Here is a 19,892-nt window from a genome sequence, read left to right on the forward strand (position 1 = left end):
TCAGATGCTGAATGTAAATTGGTTTTGTCGTGCAAAAATTACTTCATTTACAGGCACGTTCGTATGGCAGGAAAAGGCTTCATTAAGGAGCGATAATTTCCGATTGTCATGCTTCCACATGCCCAACCATAATATTACGATATATCCAGGGAGGTTTATGTTAACGCCATGCTCATTATTGGTATTGCCGGTGGCACCGGTTCAGGCAAGACAACTGTCGCACGCTCCGTTATCGAACGTCTAAGTGCAGGCAAGGAAGTTACGTTTATTTCGCAGGATAACTATTACAAGGATCATACGCATCTTACACTGGAAGAACGTGCGCTGATCAACTATGATCACCCGTTCGCGTTTGACAACGAGCTGTTGATCGAGCACCTGGGCGAGCTGAAGCAAGGTCAGACCGCGTATGCACCTGTGTACGATTTTACGATGCATGCTCGTTTTACAGATCAGCGTCTGGAGCTGATGCCGAATAACATCGTCATCATCGAAGGTCTGCATGTCCTGTCCGATGAAAAGCTGCGCGAGCAGCTGGATATCAAGGTATTCGTGGATACCGATCCGGATGTGCGCATTTTGCGCCGTGTGCTGCGTGATATCGAAGAACGCGGTCGCAGCATCCAATCAATTCACCAGCAGTACCTGACAACGGTGAAGCCGATGCACGAAGCGTTTATCGAGCCTTCCAAAAAGTACGCTGACCTGATCATCCCTGAAGGCGGACACAATGAAGTTGGGATTCAGCTGCTGTCGATTCTGACGGAAAAGTACCTGTCCGGTGAAGAATGGACAGGCGCGAAAAAGACGAACTAATTCGCTAGCCCCCTTTTGTATCTATCATCGCAGCATCCGATATAGCTATAGATATAGTCGAGATAACCAGACAAGCACCTGCCCTATGAGCAGGTGCTTGTTTGCATTCTAATCAGTCGATGATGCGGAAGATATTGGTTGATCATATCACCTCCCTATCACCAATCTTCCAGTTATTGTTGCGACAATCGATAATAAAAACTAAGATGAGAAGGATTCGTTTAATTAAACGGATAGACGAGTACAGTCGATTATTTGATGCCACTTGAGGAGGACTTGAATTTGGATAGAAAAATTGTCGCCATTGATATGGATGACACGCTGTGTCATCTGCTGCCACGGGCGATTCATTATCATAACCTGCTGTACCCTGATTTGCCGCTTACGATGGAGCAGATTATTAATTTTGATCTGCGTCAAATCTGGCATCATGAGTGCTCGGAGGATATATTTTTTGGACGCCCTGGACTGTATGAGGAGCTGGAGATTTTTGACGAGTATACAATTGCCGAGGTGGAGAAGATTCATGCACAGCATGATCTGATTATCGTCACCGCCTCACGCCCTGATTCGGTACCGGAAAAGTGGCGCTGGCTGCAACGCCATCTGCCGTTTATTTCGTATGAGAACTTTTTCGTCGCCAAGCGCAAGTATTTGCTGGAGTTTGATGTGCTGATCGACGATGGGCCGCATAATCTGCTCGCTGCTCGTGCAGCAGGCAAGAAGACGATCGGCATTCCGCGTCCGTGGAATTTGCCGATTCAGTCGGAGTTTGTGATGAAGGATTCGTGGCAGGGCATGAGTGAGCTGGTGAATGAAATTTTGGAGAGCTGATATAGCTTACGCTTCAGTTTATTTCTACTTTTTGCATCGTATCGGAAGCAATACCCGAGTAATCCATATGTACGCTGGATGAAGAGGATCGATAAGTAATGGTGTAATCGCCGGATTGGATTCCAGCGGTATGGTGCTCGGCACTTCTCCATGTGTAAGAAGAGCCAGCTGCAATCTGCCGGGTGAAGTAGACTTTGCTCGATTGGTTATTGTTTATTGCGATTGTTGTAGCTGCTGATGAATGGTTACTAAAATGTAGCGTAACATGTCCATAATGAATGGGTACGATGAAGGCTGAAGCTACTTGCTTGCTCCCCGAAGCGGTGCCTGCAAAATGAGTGATGGAAGTTTCCAGGTTTGCCAATTCGTTGTTCTCGGAGTCATGATGTTCATTATTGTCACTAACGATATTGACATCATTTTGCTTCAGACTGAATGTTGACGTGGCATAAATGATACTTGGTACAAGAATGATAATGGCTGAGATTGAGATTAGTAGTGCAATGATCCATCTTTTCATGAATGCCCTCCACAGCTGGGTGTAGACGTATGTATCTGCCTTTAGTGCAATATATCGGAATGCAGGTATGAACAAGCATACTTGCATTCCGATCTGTATAGTAAGCTTGCTATTATAATCCTAGTTATTCAATTGCGCTATAAAATAATGATACAGCACCTGTGTACCTTTATTATCGTAGCCCTCGCTGGCGAGCTGCTGGTAGACGGACCCTGCCAGTGCAAGACCTGGTGTGTTCAGTCCCATTGCTTTGGCGGATTCCAGCGCGATGCCCATGTCCTTGATAAAATGCTTCACGTAAAAGCCCGGTTCAAAATCGCCCTTGATCATACGTGGGCCGAGGTTGCTGAGTGACCAGCTGCCTGCTGCGCCTGTAGCGATGCTTTGTAGAACGACTTCTGCGTCTAATCCAGCGAATTTGGCATAGGCTAGTGCTTCGCAGACACCGAGCATACCGGAGGCAATCGCGATCTGGTTGCACATTTTGGTATGCTGACCTGCACCTGCGGCGCCTTGCAGGATGATGTTCGTACCCATTTTCTCAAGCAGCGGCTTCACGGCTTCAAAGTCAGCCTGTTCGCCGCCTACCATAATCGACAGACGCGCTTCGCGTGCGCCTACATCGCCGCCAGATACAGGTGCATCGAGTGCATGCAGACCTTTGCCTGCGGCTTCTTTAGCGATCTGCTGTGCGAGCTGTGGGCTGGAGGTGGTCATATCGATCAGGTATGCGCCCTGTGGTGCGTTGGCGATAATGCCGTCCACGCCGAGGTATACATCCTCCACATCCTTCGGATAACCAACCATCGTAATGATCACCTTGCATGCTGCTGCCAGCTTGCCCGGTGTCTCATGCCATGTTGCTCCCTCATCTACTAGCTCCTGCGCCGATGCCGCTGTACGTGTGTACACATGAAGCGGATAGCCTGCCTGCTTGAGATGACGAGCCATGCTTTTACCCATTACGCCGATTCCGATAAAGCCTACTGCTGTTGTCGCTGGTTCCATTGCCATGATTATTGCCTCCTCATTTCTTAGCGATGCATTCTCATCAAAGTATAGCATGACTGCTCTCGCTTCGCCGTCTCGCATCGAACGAGCCATATGGACAGCACCATCCCTGCCCCTAGATCACATATCAGCTGAAGAAAAGCACGGATTCAGCCCCGTTTACAATCTTACATAACGAACTTCATATATTGCCGTTTTGGCCCTGTGCAGCTGTGGTAAAATAAACAAGCAAGCGGACTGCAACCGCAGCTATGGATACATACATACCGTGATGAATGCAGACGATATTAAGCTTCTTTTACCGTAGCTAAGCTTCCATTCTCCTACAAGGTAACGGAGCTTATAACGACGATGGCATCCACTACTTTTATTTTACATTGCAGATCCTTTGCAAGCTTCATTCCACGCATGAACTCAGAATGACCACTTGATCCGTACGGGTCGTATCGAAAGGACGGAATTTCCATGCTTACTATTCTAGCTTCCATTATGATCGCCGTCGTTGCGCTGGAACATCTGTATATCCTTGTGATGGAGATGTTTTTGTGGACGACTCCGCGTGTTATGAAGACATTTGGCACCAATCCAGAGCATGCCGAGCTAACACGCTCGATGGCAGCCAATCAGGGTCTATACAATGGCTTTCTCGCAGCAGGCCTGATCTGGTCGCTACTGCATCCCGATGCTACTATCGCATACCAGCTTGCGATCTTCTTCCTCGCCTGTGTGATCGTGGCTGCGCTGTATGGCGGCTTGAGCGTAAAACGCTCGATTTTGCTCATGCAAGGTCTGCCTGCGGTCATCGCATTCCTTCTTGTGCTGATCAGTCACTAAACCTCAGACAGGTAGCGTAAGCTGAAGGCAGAGGGTGAATCGTGGTGCTATTTATTCATATGCACCACGATTTACTGCTTTGCCAGATACGCGCGGCTGACCAGCCATATCCAGCGTGCCTATCCGCTTCGTATCAACCAAGCCGCTATCGATTGCGGGTGATCCTGCGCTCAGACGGTAGTTGGCTAACTTCGCATTTACAAACATTGGATTCTTAAAAATCGCATGCTGCTCCTGCTTACTCCCCTTTTGAAAAGCCGCCAGACTTTCGTACACTTTTCCATGCCATGTCCACCATGCTTCGTCTGCTCCACCCGGCGTATGATACAGATTATAATCCAGCTTATTGCCACTGCTGGCATATTCGTTATAGATCAGCACACCGGTTGGGCTTGCCGATAAAATATTATTTTCGATCACGTTACGCGAGGTGCCGTACTGGATTAACAGCTGCCCTGCTCCATCACCCGGCTCATTCGATAACGTGTCATTGCCGACTAGCGTATTGTTCATAATGACGCAGTCCGTCGCCATTCCACGTTCTGGATCATAGCCACCGATGCCAATACCGGTATAGCGATTGCTGTACACTACATTACTGCGAGCTGTGATCGCACTCGTTGACTTGCCCTTATGCTCCGATGCGATCTCAATCCCGATATCATTGCTATAGCTACGATTACGCTCAATCACAATATTGCGCCCACCATCCACATAGATACCGGCTGCACCGTTGCTATTGTTCGGCAGGTTGCGTCCATAGGATGGATTACGGTTGGACGTAATATTGAACACCACATTGCCCGTAATCCGTCCATTACGCACCGCATCGTAGGTAGGATCAGGCGCGGTCTGCTCAAAGCCTATCACATCAATGCCGATGTTATCATTGTCATGCACCCGATTATTCGCTACTTCAAAGTCTGTTACATTTCCATTTAGTGCAATACTTTCACTACTGCCAAGCACCAGATGATCCAACTCATTCCCTCGGATCGTCAGATGATGTAGTGCTGACGGTGCCTTCGTACCATAGATCGCAATGCCATGCGCATCTCGTCCAGACAGCTCCTCGCCTTGAGGGCTAGCCGTATTCGCAATATGATGAATATGGTTGTTCAGCAGGCGAATATAACCACCTGCTCCCATGACACTAATACCTGCTGGCACATTGCCCGTCCGGGTGGTCGTATAATTGCGAATCTCGAATCCATCTATCGTGATATAGCTGGCATTATCGATTCTGACCATCCCCTGCAAGCCATCTACAGCCAGACCCGTTCCGTCCAAAATCGGCTGCTCCTGCTTATAACGTGCAAAGGTAATCGCACCAAGCTGTGCATTACCTGAACGTGTAATATGAAGCTGCTGCCGATAGACACCACCACGTACATAGATTGTGCTACCCGGTTGTGCCTGATCTGCCGCATGCTGTAGCGTCTTCCACGGCGCATTCAGCATTCCACTTTCAGTATCATTACCGTCAGGTGCGACATAATAGGTTGCTACTGCTGCCTCGGCAGGCTGTATTGCTAATGGCTCATAGCTCCCTGCCTGCACTCCTCCTGTGATCAATCCAATCACCAGTGTACAGATTGCGATTTGTTTTAACACTCGTCAGCATCCTCTCTACCGATCATGATGAAGTCATCCGATGAAGTCTCATAGTCTTATTCTACCTATCGGATCGTATTCAAAATATCGTGTCTGTATTAGAATTTATATTTCATTCTTTCGACTTCATTGTGTTGTTTTCTTTCATTCTACCTCCTAGCACGACTCTGCGTGAATCCAATATTTCGATCTCCCACTATAATCGACATACTTGCTATTATGAATTTTTCATAGATAACCTTACACATATAGAAAACTTTTATACAATCCCACCTTCTAATCGAGAAAATTCATCCTGAATAACCGATTGAAATCTGGAATTATGTTAATTTTACTGTCGATAGATGACATAAGTTGTGCTAGAATTTAAAAACAACAAAATACCTACTCTATTCAATCAATGAACTCGAATGTCGTTGCAGCTCTGTCGGACGTTGAAGTTGTTGCCGGACGGTATGATTCCGTGACCTCAAACTTTTCGTAAAAGACATGTATAGGGAGGCGGTCAGCATGACATTCCTGGAGAAACTTATGGCCTACCGGGATCAGGAAAATGATCTTCATTGGGAAGGAACATTCCTTGATTATCTCCGGCTGGTTCGAGAGCATCCACATATTGCAGGTACAGCGCATGAGCGTGTGTATCGTATGATTGAAAGTGCAGGCATTATAGAGCTTGGTGACGGACGGCGAGAATATCAATTTTTTAGTCGTACATTATTCGGGCTGGAGGATGCGATTCAGCTACTGGTGGAGGAATATTTCCGCCCGGCAGCGCAACGTCTGGACGTTCGCAAACGACTACTGCTGCTCATGGGGCCAGTCAGTGGTGGTAAATCCACCCTCGTCACGCTGCTCAAGAACGGCTTAGAAAGCTTCACCCGTACACCCGAAGGCGCTGTATATGCGATCCGAGGCTGCCCGATGCAGGAAGAACCGCTCCATCTGATCCCGCGCGAGCTACGCGAGGAATTCGGTAAGGAGTATGGCGTTCATATCGAAGGCGATCTATGCCCGGTGTGCCGGATGCGGCTGGAACAGGAATATGGCGGACGCATCGAGGAAATGCCGATCGAGCGCGTGCTCTTTTCTGAAAGTGGACGCCGCGGGATTGGCACCTTCGCCCCCTCTGATCCGAAGTCACAGGATATTGCCGATCTGACAGGTAGTATCGACTTCTCGACCATTACGCAATACGGTTCCGAATCCGACCCGCGCGCCTATCGCTTCGATGGCGAGCTGAACAAGGCGAATCGCGGTCTGATGGAATTTCAGGAAATTTTAAAATGCGATGAGAAGTTCCTCTGGAATCTATTGTCGCTGACGCAGGAAGGTAATTTTAAGGCAGGACGCTTCGCCCTCATATCCGCCGATGAATTAATTATCGCCCACACGAACGAAACCGAATATCGCACCTTCATCTCCAACAAAAAGAACGAAGCCCTCCACTCTCGCATGATCGTCATGCGTGTTCCCTACAATCTCAAGGTTACCCAGGAAGAACGTATTTATCAGAAGCTAGTTGATGCCTCTGGTCTGAATAATCAGGTGCATCTGGCACCCGGCGCACTCGGTACAGCGTCTATTTTCACCGTATTGTCCCGTCTCAAGGAATCGAAAAAGCCCGGTATCGATCCGATCAAAAAAATGACGCTGTACGATGGCGCTCAGGTCGATGGTGTGAAGTCTGGCGAGGTCGACGAGCTACGCCGCGAATATAGCGATGAAGGCATGTCAGGTGTCGATCCGCGTTATGTGATCAACCGAATCTCCAGCGCGCTCATCAAAGGCAACAAGCCCTGTATTAACGCACTGGATGTACTGCGCTCGCTCAAGGAAGGTCTGGATCAGCACCCGTCCATCTCGCGTGAGGAACGGGAGCGTCTGCTCAATCTAATCACGATGGCACGCAAGGAATACGACCATCGCGCCAAAACGGAAGTACAGCGCGCCTTTGTCTATTCATTCGAAGAATCCGCGCATACGATGCTGAACAATTATCTGGACAATGTCGAAGCATATTGCAGCGGTCACAAGATGCCTGATCCGATTACCAGCGAGGAACGCGACCCGGATGAAAAGCTGATGCGCTCGATCGAGGAGCAGATTGGTATTACCGAGAATCAGAAGCGTGCGTTCCGTGAGGAAATTTTGATCAAAATCTCGTCCTTTGCTCGCCGCGGACGTAAATTTGAATATACGTCGCATGAGCCGCTCAAGGATGCGATTGAGAAGAAGCTATTCGCCGATCTGAAGGATGTCATCAAAATCACGACTTCCTCCATGAACCCGGATGAAACGCAGGTCAAACGCATGAATGAAGTGTCCCGCCGTCTGATTGAGCATCACGGTTACTGCGCTGCCTGCGCCAACGATCTGATGAAATATGTCGGCAGCCTGCTGAACCGTTGAGGCAGGAAGGAGTGAAGCGACATGGACAATCGATCATTTATTATTGCAAGGGATGACTGGTCGCTGCACCGTAAGGGCGAGATCGATCAGGAACGACATAAGCGCAAAGTGAAGGAAGCGATTCGCGAGAATCTGGCTGATCTGGTCAGTGAGGAATCGATCATTATGCCGCAGGGCGATAAGATCATCAAAGTACCGATCCGCAGTCTGGATGAACCGCGCTTTCGCTATAATACGAGCGATGAGCCACAGGTTGGACAGGGACAGGGTGGTACGCAGGTGGGCGATGTGGTTGGACAGGCAGATGGGAATGGGCAGAGCGCAGCAGGTACTGGGCCTGGTAAAGGCGGGCGTGAAGCAGGGGAGCAGCCCGGCATCGATTATTATGAAGCCGAGCTGACGGTAGATGAGCTGGCTGAGCTCGTATTCGAGGACTTGAAGCTACCGCATCTCAAGCCCAAGACGGCACAGGAGATGCTGGTGGACGATATTCGTTTTAACGATGTGCGCAAGCAAGGAATGGTGTCTAATATCGACAAGCGGCGTACCCTGTTCGAGGCGATCAAGCGGCAGGCATTAGGTGGCAGCTTACATGGCGGTGCTTATCCCGCAGCGATGCAGCAGGGTGGCGGTATTCCAGTGGGCATACCTGGCCCGGACACTGCTCCAGCTCCCGTACTTGGCCCGATTATCGGTGACGATGTGCGTTATAAAACGTGGGAGGACATTCATAAGCCGCAATCGTCTGCGGTCGTACTCGCCATGATGGACACCTCCGGCTCAATGGGTACATTTGAAAAGTATATCGCGCGTAGCTTCTTCTTCTGGATGGTGCGCTTCCTGCGTACACGATATGAAAATGTGAATATTCGTTTTCTGGCGCATACGACCGAGGCGAAGGAAGTAGATGAAGAAGCCTTTTTTCATAAAGGAGAGAGTGGTGGTACACGCTGTTCTTCCGTGTATGAGCTGGCGCTACAGATGATCGAAAAGGAATATCCACCCAGCTCCTTTAACACGTACGCATTTCACTTCTCAGATGGCGATAATCTAAGTAGTGACAATCCAGAGACGATGCGGCTCGCTCGCACATTGCTGGAGCAGGTGAATATGCTTGGCTATGGCGAGATTCGTCAGCGCACATATGGCTATAGCAGTAAGCAACTATGGGATGTGCTCAAGCGCTTGGAGTCGCCGACATTTGTACAGGCTTTATTGGAGCAGAAGGAAGATGTGTTCAAGACGCTGAAGGCGTTTTTTGGTGATGAGATGGCTAGTTGATCTATCCCTTCGCTCTTTAAAATAAGGATATCTACGGAGCGTCTGCTTTTACTTTTGGCGATTAGTTTGTTAGCAGCTCGTTTACTTTTGATTTTGACGATGTGATGGTCAGCCTGTTATCGCCTTTTGCTATACCTATTGTATTTGTCGTTATGGATCGAGCTGGCAATGGATCGAACATGGATAGGATTCTTTCCTCGTCCGGTGTATTCGGTGATCTTGAATCCAGCCAGCCCCATCTACAACCCTGCTCAATTAGACAGCTCTATTCCATCGATTGAAAGGAGCGCTGCTTATGCTACTGGAAAGCGATACGCAACAGCTGGAACAATCGGTCGAGCAGCTGACCGATGCGGCAATCCAGCATGGGCTAGACTTTTTCCCGATGCGCTATCAGTTCTGCCCATCTGAGGTACTGTATTCGATTGGCGCTTACGGAATGCCGACAAGGTTTTCACACTGGAGCTTTGGCAAGGCGTATCACCGGATGAAGTCGGAATACGATCACGGTCTGAGTAAAATCTATGAGCTGGTGATTAACTCTAACCCGTGCTATGCCTTCCTGCTCGACAGCAACACCTTGCTGCAAAATAAATTAATCGTCGCGCATGTGCTTGGACATAGTGACTTTTTCAAAAATAATGCGATGTTCGGCGGTACAGATCGCAATATGGTTGATCGAATGGCGGTGTTTGCGAATCGAATTGAGGCGTTCAGTCAGGAATATGGCATGGATGAAGTGGAAGCTTTTCTCGATGCAGGTATTGCGATTCAGGAGCATGTCGATCCCTATGTGCGTTTCGGTCATGTAGACGGATTCCGCGAAACTGACGGCTCGATCAAGGATGTGATCGGCTATATCGCTACACACAGCCGGTATCTGGAGGAATGGCAGCGCGAGATTCTGCACATGCTGCGCGCAGAAATGCTGTACTTCTGGCCACAGATGGAAACGAAGATTATGAACGAAGGCTGGGCGAGCTACTGGCACTTGAAGCTGGTACGTGAGCTGGAGCTAAGCGACTCTGAGATTGTAGAGTTTGCCAAAATGAATGCAGGCGTGATCCAGCCTACGCCGGGACGAATTAATCCGTATTATCTCGGCTTGATGATGCTACGGCATATTGAGCGTAAGGAAGGCATCGAAGCACTGTTCGAGATTCGCGAGGTGGAATCGGATGTGTCCTTTATCCGTAATTATCTCACCCGTGAGCTGGCAGAGGATATGGATCTGTTCGTATATCAGAAGCAACAGCAGGTGTATCGTGTGACAGCGAATGATGTGAATGAAGTCAAAGAGCAGTTGATTCGCTCACGCACAAATGGTGGCTTTCCGTATATTACGGTGCGTGATGATGATCTGCATGGGCGCGGCGAGCTACTGCTGCATAATCGGTTTGACGGCATGGAGCTGGATCGTAAATATGTGGAGCGTACCTTGCCGCTTGTGTTTAAGCTGTGGGGACGCAGTGTGCATCTGGAGACGATGGCTGGGGGGAAGACGGTTACGTATGTGTATGATGGGAAGCAGCTGGTGAGTTGATGAGCAGTTACGTCGATATCGATTGCTGTTTCTTAGGCTGTCCATTAGAGCTGTGACAAGTTCTACTATTTATATAGACCCACTTATATTTTTCTGATACATGTCCGTGCAATACCCTATATTCTAGCACATGTAGGGCACCAGCCAGACTGACCCCTACCCTGTCAAGATAGTGCCCTCTCTCCTTCCTCACAATACGCAAAAAGCCATCAGTAGCTATAATGCTACCGATGGCTTTTATTGATTACACTTCTTACATGTCGTCACACTTCCATGCTGAAATGGCTACTTGTAATTGGTACTTACCCAGCCTACTAAATCAACCGATGCTGCAACCACTTCGTCCCGTAGAACCGTTTCAGGAAAATAAGTCCCCTCACGCCCCACTCCAGATCCATTGCGATCCACACCCCGAGCACACCCCAGCCTAATACGACACCGAGCACATACCCCATCACGACGCGGAACAGCCACATCGTTAGCATCGAGACGACCGATGTATACTTCGCATCACCGGCAGCCCGTAGCGCTGAAGGCGTAATAAAGGAGATCGCCCACAGCGGAATCTGCACCAGCGTATTCACCAGCAAAATCAGGAAGATATCATCCACAATTTCCGCTGGCGGATCAAAGAGCGCAATCAACGGATTAAATAACGGTAAAATAATCAATCCCATCACAACAAAGGACATTGAGGACAGCACGAGAAACGACTTCGTGAATTTCCGCGCTTCATCAATATTCCCACTCCCGATACAAATCCCGACCACTGTAATAATCGTCAGCGACAACGCATTGGCTGGAATCTGCATCGCTCCGGCAAGCGCCGCACAGATTGCATTCACCGCAATCGCGTACGTCCCCATCCAAACGATGAAGATCTGCGTAATGATTTTCCCACCGTTAAAAAACATTTGCTCGGTCGCAAACGGGAAGCCGATAAACAGAATTTTGCGGAACATTTCCCATTTGACCCGGAATAGCTCCTTCATCCGTACTTTTAGATTCACATCGACCTTGAACAAATAATACAGCGCACAGACCGCACCGCCATAACGGGCGATATTCAGCGCAATCGTCATCCCCAGCACGCCCATATGGAAGCCGTGGATGAATAGAAAGTTCAGTAATACATACAATATGTTCATAATGAGCGATAGCACAAGCGAGGCTCGCGTGCTACCTACACCACGTAGCGCCCCACAGATCGCTTCCACAATCGCAATCCCGGCAAATGAAATACAGCTTCCGATCAGATACACGCGCGCATAGCTCATTACGTCTGCCTGTGCGGAGCCGAATAATATATTCAGTAGCGGCACATGCAGTGCGATACCGAGTAAACCTACGAGCAATCCCAGTAACGTCACGACCGACACAGCGCTCGCGCTGGCTTCGGACACCTTTTTCACATTGCCATTGCCCTTATACTGGGCAACGACGACCGTACCGCCTGTCGCTACAGCGATAAAAATACTGAATAGAAAAATATTCAGCGAGTCGATCATATTCACCGCACTGACAGCTGCCACTCCAGCAGCACTAATCATCGCTGTATTGATCAGGTTAAGACCCATAATAAACGCCTGATCGACCAAAATCGGAATAAACAGCGAGATCATCTGCCTGTAATTCATTGTGGCTCCGGTAAAGTAGCGGTCAAGAATCCGGTGCCCCCATTTCCAACGTATCGCGTAATCCATTATGCATTCACTTCTTTTTGTATGAGATTGGGTCGTGCTGTCCTGCTGACTGTCCGACGAGAATCTGTTTCTGCTTCCGTCACCGTATGTACCTGAAACGACTGCGCTTATGATTGCTGCTCTGCGGTTGCTGGAAATACGTTTAGCCGTACGGTGCTGTTGTTGTTTTCTATATTAAGCGGATTGCTTCCATTTATGAAGGGGTAATTTGTATTTTCTCAAATTCCCTGCTGGCTGTGATGGTGGATGATGTGTGGTTGTCGGCTCTGGTATAAGAGCATCCGCTAATTGATTTACACAAAAAAGAAACGGTTCCCTGATGAAAAGGAACCGTTTCTTGATATCGGTGAATCATTACGTTTAAAGGAAAATGCGGTCGAGAGGACTCGAACCTCCACGGGGGTAAGCCCACACGGACCTGAACCGTGCGCGTCTGCCAATTCCGCCACGACCGCAAATACTGTTAGTGATTGATTTCGCAACCACAAGAAAGATCATATCATGGTGAAGGGGGTTTGGCAAGCACTTTATTTTAGTTGTGGGGCAACCACTGCGGAAAGGAATAAGGGGACGGACTCGGGTGGAGCCGCGGGAATCTTTTGGATTGGGAAGGAATGAAGATTCCCGCCCCTCCAAAGCTGTAAGATATTTTGCTTCGCAAAAATCACTCTTCATTGAACACCGTGTTAGAAAATCACTAACACTATAAGGAGTCCTTTCCCCTTATTTCCTTTCCTCCGTTCCGTGCTAATCGCAGACTTGGGATAGGTGCTGTGCCGAACTTGGTGAGGGGGTAGCAGGTGTTATTGAAAGAGTTACTGTTACTTTTACGTTTTCTGTTTGACTGTTGGGGTCTGATTGTTATGGTGTTAGGCGGTTTTGTTGCGTATTGGAATGAAGATACAATAACCTTGGTAGGGGTATATTTGTTTTTGATTTCTAGTGGGATTTGCTGTTTGATTTGAATGTTTTATTGGAATGTATAACTTACAGCGATTGGAGTTTTGGTAGTTTACCAGGATCGATAGATGCTTTTTATAGCTAATGGGCAAGATAGTTTGTATGTTATTCGGCGATACTTTGTTCTACTTTTATTCTACACAAACCAGCCTGCATTCTTGGATGCAGGCTGGTTTCTTTATCGATCATAATTAGCTTTCTAGCATGGTATATTATAAAGCTTTATAAAGCTCCAGACAGGTACTTTTTTAATTTGGAATCATCTAGGCTGTAAATGACCTAGTGTATGCTTACACCTTATAGCTTTTTCAACTCGATCCACTCGATTGACATGCCGGGTTTGATGAAATCGAGTGTGAGTTCGTATTGGCCTTGTTCGAGGTGCATTTTATTTGCTTTTTGGCGCATCCATTTGCCTTCGGTGCCGTTGCTCTGGGCTGTAGTGACGAGTTCTCCATTGAGCATCAGATTGGTGGCGCTTTGTGCCCATTGGTCGCCTTCGGAGGAGATGTGCAGGAACAAGCGGTATTGTCCGGTTTCTGTAATCTCGAAGTGGGTTACGCCGTCATTAGCAATTGAAATTTGCACGTCTTCGCCTGCTTGTAGAAGTTCTCCTGCGTGATCTGTGCCTGCCTGTAGTCCTTTTACAGATGGAATCTGGTCTTTCATGAGTTCTTCTCGTTCGAATACAGGGGACTGCATGATGAATTCGCAAATGTTGATCGCGCAGCGTTGCAGCTCGGCGCGAGTAAGTCTGCCTGCTTCCAGTGCTTCGATCGTGTGGTCGCCCCATACGTTGGTTTCGGCTCCATAGTTAGCAACGACCATGTATAGATCGTTTTGCGCGCGAACCATCGCATCCGTATGCTTACGGTCAGCAGGGCCGCCTTCGGCGCAGTCGTTCATCACTGCCCACCAGTCGGTCATAACGATACCGCGGAAGCCCCATTCGCCGCGCAGAACGGTGGTATTCAGATCATAGTTGGATGCTGCCCAGTGACCATTGATCGGGTTATAGGAGGTCATGACCGAGCGAGCACCACCTTCACGTACAGCGATCTCGAAGCCTTTGAGATAGATTTGTCGCAGTGCACGCTCAGATACAACCGCATTTACTTTTGTCCGATACTGCTCCTGGTTGTTGCAGGCAAAGTGCTTGAGCGTCGCATATACGCCACTTTGCGCAATACCGCGTGTGCAGGCAACAGCGAACACACCGGACACGTACGGATCCTCGGAAAAGTATTCAAAGTTCCGTCCGTTGAGTGGACTGCGGCGGATGTTCAGGCCCGGCCCGAGCAGCGTGTCGATCTCATTACGACGCATCTCCTGCCCTTCCAGCACATACAGCTCCTCAACCAGTGCCACATCCCATGTTGCCGCTAGCAACGTACCAATCGGCACCTGAGTCGCCTTATCACCACTATCCATCCGAATACCGGAAGGCCCATCTGTCGTACACGCTACAGGAATACCAAAGCCGAGCAATCGATCCGTTACTCCACCAAATGCCGATGCCGTTCCCGGCGTAACGAGCGGACTACTCATCCCCTCTGCACGTACCAGTGCAGCCAGATCTTCATCATGTAGCTGAGCGACAAACTGCTCCAGCGTCACGCGTCCTACACCCACATCCTGTAGCGTATACCCATGATTGCCCGTCTCCGGCAATGGTGCTGGCAAACGATCCTGAATCCGCTGCGCCAGTGAAATCTGCCGTGTTGGCACAGGCTCAGCCATCAGCTCATACGTTCCATCCGCCTTACGTGCACCCGGCTTCATACGATGGAACTCCTCAACCGGAGCCAGCGCTTCCTCCCATTGCTCGACCTTATGTAGCTCTGGCAGCTCCAGTGCTGTTCCGTCTGCTGCTACCCGTGCAATCGCAGGCGCACCTGCATCTGCCGTATTCACGGATGCCGCAAATGATACCGTCTCTGTCGCACGCACACTATTACCTGCATGGAAGTGATACAATCCAGCTTCCAATACATACGCATAACGATGACCTGTAACCCCAGCATCGTCATACGATGCGAGTCGATCCAGTGGTACAGATAATGTCACCGTTTCAGATTGACCGGGCTCCAGCAAGCCTGTTTTCGCAAAAGCGGCTAATGATCGCGATGGCTGTCCTAGCTTACCCTGAGGCGCTTCGACATAGAGCTGTACGACTTCTTTGCCTGCATAGTGTGCGCCAGTATTGCTTACCTTTACCGCGAGCTGTACGTGTACCTGATCACCATCATGCAGTAATTGTGCAGGCTGCATGTCCAGTGCAAATGTTGTATACGACAAGCCATATCCAAACGGATACTGTACCTTATCCGGGCAAAACGTTTCGAAATAACGGTAGCCCACATAAATGTCTTCCTCGTACACACTCTTTAGCTCATTGCCATAGTTACGTGTGGACGGATAATCGTGAATCGAATACGCAATCGTATCGGTCAGCTTTCCGCTTGGTGTCACATCTCCGGCAAGCACATCCGCGAGCGCACGACCACCTTCCATACCGCCATGCCACGAGTACAGCACCGCACCGATCGGATGCTTATGCTGGGACGCGTCTACCCAGCTCATATCGATAATGTTCGACGTGTTCAGCACCACGACCGTCTGCTGGAATTGTGCAGTGACTCGTTTTAGCATATCCAGCTCATCTTCAGTTAAACGGTAGCTGCCTGGCTCATCTGCATTATCCTTGTCCTCGCCTGCGGTACGTCCGATGACGACAATCGCTTTTTCCGATTGCTGTCTTGCTGCTGCGACCAGCTCATCCGTGAGTGGCATCTCCTTCTGGTGCCAGGGCTCCGCTGCCCAGCCACCACCGCCATTGTCGAATGGATGCTCAGCAATCCAGCTTTCGTACACCCCTGCCAGCTCCTCATTCACATGTACGTCTGGCTTCGCACGTAGTCCTTCCAGCAGATTCGTCGTATACGCTACATTCACACTTCCGCCTGAACCTGTTCCACTTCGATAATAATCGACCTGCACACGCCCAAAAATCGAAACGCTTTCATTTTTTCGAATCGGAAGAATTTGTTCGTCATTTTTCAGCAAAACCACACCTTCAGCAGCGACTTTTCGGCTAAATTCGGCAAATCCTTCAAGCGGCACTCCAATTAACGATTGCGTCATCATAATCCTCCTCATTTTCCCCAGCAAGGGTAGTCATTATTATATTATGCCAACGAGCAGCACAGAAAAGCAAAAGAATAAGAACATTTCCAAAACTCTGCTTGGCGACAGACAAGTAGACCCTTCTAACCCAGCCTAGCCCAGCAGTAATAAGAAAACACCTTCAGAACATCATTGCAAACAGGCTTGCCAAATCCTGCGGCTCTACCCAAAATTCCAATGCAATGGCCATAGCAACAAGACTGATTCCCGTTATAATACGGATTCTCTTTTCACTTATTTTCGTTTTCTCAAATCCATATAGAAGCCCAAGCAATATAACTAGATACGAAACACCTTGAGTCTTTCCACCTGCTAATAAGCCGATCATATGCGACATATACAATGCGATTGCAAGCGTAATAATAAAAAGTGGAATCCGTAGCTTCATACCGCACCCTCCTTCCAGCTAAGCAGCGTATGACAAGCTCCCTCTTATCATAACGAAGAATAGAATCATTTACAAAAATCACTATACTTCTTCCTCCTGCCCAGCATCGAATGTCTAGCTTACAAAATATTGTTATGTACACTATAAAATAAAGCCAGAATACCCTCAGCATAATGCGCATCTTCTACACCTGCTAAGATCATTCTGGCTCTGAACACTACCTTTCATATCCTGCTATATATCCATACCATTTCTATCCCACTTGCTCGCCTCTCATTTCATCCATCATCAAACAACTATCACATATCCAACTATCCGATCACCGCTCCCGATGCACAATATAATCCAGCAAATGCTTCAAAAACGGAATCCCCACTGGCAGCTTACGCAGCGCCTCCAGCGCACAGCAATAATGATTCCACATCTCTCGCCGCGCCCCAGCTTCACCGAGCACCGAGACGAAGGTGGAGCTATTGTTGCTCTCATCCTGCCCGACTGGCTTACCGAGCTGCACCACATCGCCTTTGAAGTCCAGCAGATCATCCTTAATCTGAAATGCAATGCCGGCATGATAAGCAAATGCTCGCAGTACCGCAAGCTCCGATTCCTTCGCTTCTGCCAGCATTGCAGGCATCACGAGCGACGCTTCAAAGGCAGCACCCGTTTTGTAAAAGCAAATATCGTTCAATTGCTCCAGTGTCAGCCGCTGTCCACGCGCACGCAAATCCATCGCCTGTCCAGTACATAGCTCCTCTGCCTTTTGAGCCGAATAGTCTATTAGCTTCAATACAATAGGAGGGGCAAATCCGCTGAGCGATGCCTGCTCGCGAATACTTTTTTGAATAAGGAACAGTCCGCTCAGCTCCGCAGTCGCACTATCATGTAGCTCATGCAGTGTTGTACGTCCGCGCCGTGCTGGTGCGTTATCCTGGGATGGCAGATCGTCGAAGATGAGCGAAGCGGTATGCATATATTCCAGCGAGCGTAGCATCGGCATAACTGCCTCCTGCTGCAAGCCATAATGCCGCACCGCCATCACCCAGGCGAGAATCGGACGTAGTCGTTTACCCGATCCTTCGAGACTGTAATTGACCGCATCGATGAGCAGCTCATTCGTCGGCAGCATGCCTTCGCGCTTCTCTACCGGAAGCGTACCATTAATCTGTTCTCGTACCGTATCGACCGTCTCGCGAAACTCTGTCTGCTGCTCCCGATCCTGACGTAGATGCACCAGCATACTGTCACGCAGCAGCTTATCCAGAAAATCCACATCCTCCGCATGACGCACCATCTGCTGCACCACCCGATTCAGGCTCGGCATCCCAGCTGTAAGTAGCTCCATCGTCTCCCCATAACGGGATGCGCCCAGACGCTCATACGCTCGCTTCAATCCATTAATCGCCCGATCCAAAATAACCTCGCGTGTCTGCTCATCCGAATGATACACCTCATGCAGTAAATAGTGGATCACTGCCCAGTACATCTGAAACGGATTGAGCAGATCGGAGCGCTGCCCATGATATTTTAAATAGTACGTATACGGTGTTACTGCACCATTCGCCAGATCATCGAACATATCTGCAAAGTCGTCGGCAAGCTGGTTATAGATACCATAGCAAAATGTCCGTAGATCAAACCCTTCATCCTCTTCCACATTCAGAATGGAGCGTGCGACCAGACGCGAGCAAGCCGATTTTAAAATAACAGGCACGTACAGCTCCTCATTCGTGTACGTATCGTCATCCAGCGTGCGCGTCCGATCCACATCCTGTGCCTGAAAAAACACATACGCCTGCTCGAAAAACTGCTGCTGCCCACCACCCGGCCGCTGTCGCGCCTTAATGTATTCAAAAGCTTCCCGTAGCTCACTATGGATGTACCGAATAAGCTCCGGCTGGCTCCCTGACCAGTCACCCAGCTTCGGCACCGAGCCCGTTAACAGAGCAGTTCGAATCAGGCGCGAATACTGCTCCTTCTCCTGCGCAGACAACAGCGTCGAATCCAAAATATCGTCGATAAATGGATAGGTCAGTCCATACGAGTACCCTAACCGGATCGCTTCATCCAATCGATGCGAGCGCTCCTGCTGCGATACCGAATCGTCCATCTCCTCGGTCGCATGCAGCACTACACCAACAATGATTTTGATTAGCTTACGCTGCGCCTGCTCGGCATTCAGCTCTGCTGGAATATTGGTCGCCACCTGCTGGAGCTTATCCAGCACCCAGATTACCGCATCCTCTACTCCTTCGCGCTGCGCCCAGCGATATACCCCATCCATACTCATAAACTCCGGTAGCTGCGCGTCAGTGGTTGTGGCTGAGCTTAGCAACTTACCTCTCAGACTGTCCACCACCTCCTGCACACGCTGCTGTGTCTGCGGTGCATCCAGCGCACGTCCCAGATCGCGCATATAGATGTACGCCACACTACGATGCAAGTAAGGATCTAGCTTGTTCGTTGTATGCAGCCAGTGGATATAACGCTGATAATCTTTAGCACTCGGTCTCTGTTTAACTGGTAGCCAGCGTGATAAACGCGAGGTGAACGATACATGCCTTCCCTTCCACTGCCGAAAATCCTCAATCAGCCCGGATTCATACGTGCGCTGCGTAACATGCTGATGCAGCTGATTAAAATAATGCACTGCCTTTTGCTCCGCTTCCGCATAGCTCTGCTCTGCCCGACTATATTCATGCTCCGTCCGATTCATAAATGATCTATTCATAAGGTCTTCCCTCAAATTCTGTTCGTTTTTTGTCGTTAGTATGAAGTGTAATACGGAAAAAT

The 19,892-nt window shown here is 49.1% G+C and carries 13 protein-coding genes and 1 tRNA gene; 6 read left to right on the plus strand and 8 right to left on the minus strand.

The genetic code is table 11. The annotated features are described in order from the left end of the window. Positions 1-168: 168 nt before the first annotated feature. Both udk and IEX62_RS06215 read left to right on the plus strand, forming a co-directional pair. Positions 169-816: a uridine kinase gene (udk, locus tag IEX62_RS06210; protein WP_188774526.1), complete on the plus strand. Its 648-nt coding sequence runs from the start codon at positions 169-171 to the stop codon at positions 814-816. Positions 817-1,098: 282 nt separating this feature from the next. Further along, positions 1,099-1,650, plus strand: coding sequence for a 5' nucleotidase, NT5C type (locus IEX62_RS06215; RefSeq protein WP_188774527.1), 552 nt, complete (start codon positions 1,099-1,101; stop codon positions 1,648-1,650). Positions 1,651-1,663: 13 nt separating this feature from the next. Here the strand turns inward: IEX62_RS06215 and IEX62_RS06220 are convergent, their stop codons facing one another. Both IEX62_RS06220 and IEX62_RS06225 read right to left on the minus strand, forming a co-directional pair. Continuing rightward, complete coding sequence (locus IEX62_RS06220; RefSeq protein WP_188774528.1) at positions 1,664-2,170, minus strand: hypothetical protein; 507 nt, start codon at positions 2,168-2,170, stop codon at positions 1,664-1,666. Between the two features lie 120 nt (positions 2,171-2,290). Further along, positions 2,291-3,235, minus strand: a complete 945-nt coding sequence (locus IEX62_RS06225) for an NAD(P)-dependent oxidoreductase (RefSeq protein WP_373289098.1) — start codon at positions 3,233-3,235, stop codon at positions 2,291-2,293. A 411-nt stretch (positions 3,236-3,646) separates the two neighbouring features. Here IEX62_RS06225 and IEX62_RS06230 point away from each other — a divergent pair, with 411 nt between their 5' ends. Continuing rightward, complete coding sequence (locus IEX62_RS06230; RefSeq protein WP_188774530.1) at positions 3,647-4,015, plus strand: DUF1304 domain-containing protein; 369 nt, start codon at positions 3,647-3,649, stop codon at positions 4,013-4,015. Between the two features lie 51 nt (positions 4,016-4,066). On the opposite strand, the gene IEX62_RS06235 is transcribed toward IEX62_RS06230, so the two are convergent. Continuing rightward, positions 4,067-5,629 (minus strand): right-handed parallel beta-helix repeat-containing protein, encoded by a 1,563-nt coding sequence (locus IEX62_RS06235; protein WP_188774531.1) that lies wholly within the window; start codon positions 5,627-5,629, stop codon positions 4,067-4,069. Positions 5,630-6,139: 510 nt separating this feature from the next. Here IEX62_RS06235 and IEX62_RS06240 point away from each other — a divergent pair. The 3 genes from IEX62_RS06240 (at position 6,140) to IEX62_RS06250 (ending at position 10,865) form a co-directional block, all read left to right on the plus strand. Next, positions 6,140-8,041 carry a PrkA family serine protein kinase gene (locus IEX62_RS06240; RefSeq protein ID WP_188774532.1) on the plus strand — a complete coding sequence of 634 codons (1,902 nt, stop codon included), beginning with the start codon at positions 6,140-6,142 and terminating at the stop codon, positions 8,039-8,041. A 21-nt stretch (positions 8,042-8,062) separates the two neighbouring features. Then, a complete protein-coding gene (gene yhbH, locus IEX62_RS06245) occupies positions 8,063-9,322 on the plus strand; it encodes a sporulation protein YhbH (RefSeq protein ID WP_188774533.1) in 1,260 nt (419 codons plus the stop codon). 295 nt (positions 9,323-9,617) lie between these two features. Then, positions 9,618-10,865 (plus strand): SpoVR family protein, encoded by a 1,248-nt coding sequence (locus IEX62_RS06250; protein ID WP_188774534.1) that lies wholly within the window; start codon positions 9,618-9,620, stop codon positions 10,863-10,865. 314 nt (positions 10,866-11,179) lie between these two features. Here IEX62_RS06250 and IEX62_RS06255 read toward each other — a convergent pair whose 3' ends face one another. From IEX62_RS06255 to IEX62_RS06275, 5 genes are all read right to left on the minus strand, one after another. Continuing rightward, positions 11,180-12,568, minus strand: coding sequence for an MATE family efflux transporter (locus IEX62_RS06255; RefSeq protein ID WP_188774535.1), 1,389 nt, complete (start codon positions 12,566-12,568; stop codon positions 11,180-11,182). 371 nt (positions 12,569-12,939) lie between these two features. Then, a tRNA-Leu gene (locus IEX62_RS06260) sits at positions 12,940-13,023 on the minus strand. Between the two features lie 802 nt (positions 13,024-13,825). Continuing rightward, the gene (locus IEX62_RS06265) at positions 13,826-16,672 is read right to left on the minus strand and encodes a glycoside hydrolase family 3 C-terminal domain-containing protein (protein WP_188774618.1); all 2,847 of its coding nucleotides are present in this window, start codon (positions 16,670-16,672) and stop codon (positions 13,826-13,828) included. A gap of 163 nt (positions 16,673-16,835) precedes the next feature. Continuing rightward, a complete protein-coding gene (locus IEX62_RS06270; protein ID WP_188774536.1) occupies positions 16,836-17,102 on the minus strand; it encodes a hypothetical protein in 267 nt (88 codons plus the stop codon). A 319-nt stretch (positions 17,103-17,421) separates the two neighbouring features. Continuing rightward, the gene (locus IEX62_RS06275; protein WP_373289093.1) at positions 17,422-19,830 is read right to left on the minus strand and encodes a polyprenyl synthetase family protein; all 2,409 of its coding nucleotides are present in this window, start codon (positions 19,828-19,830) and stop codon (positions 17,422-17,424) included. Between the last annotated feature and the right edge of the window lie 62 nt (positions 19,831-19,892).

The organism is Paenibacillus hunanensis, from assembly GCF_014645615.1.
Lineage (GTDB): Bacteria > Bacillota > Bacilli > Paenibacillales > Paenibacillaceae > Saccharibacillus > Saccharibacillus hunanensis.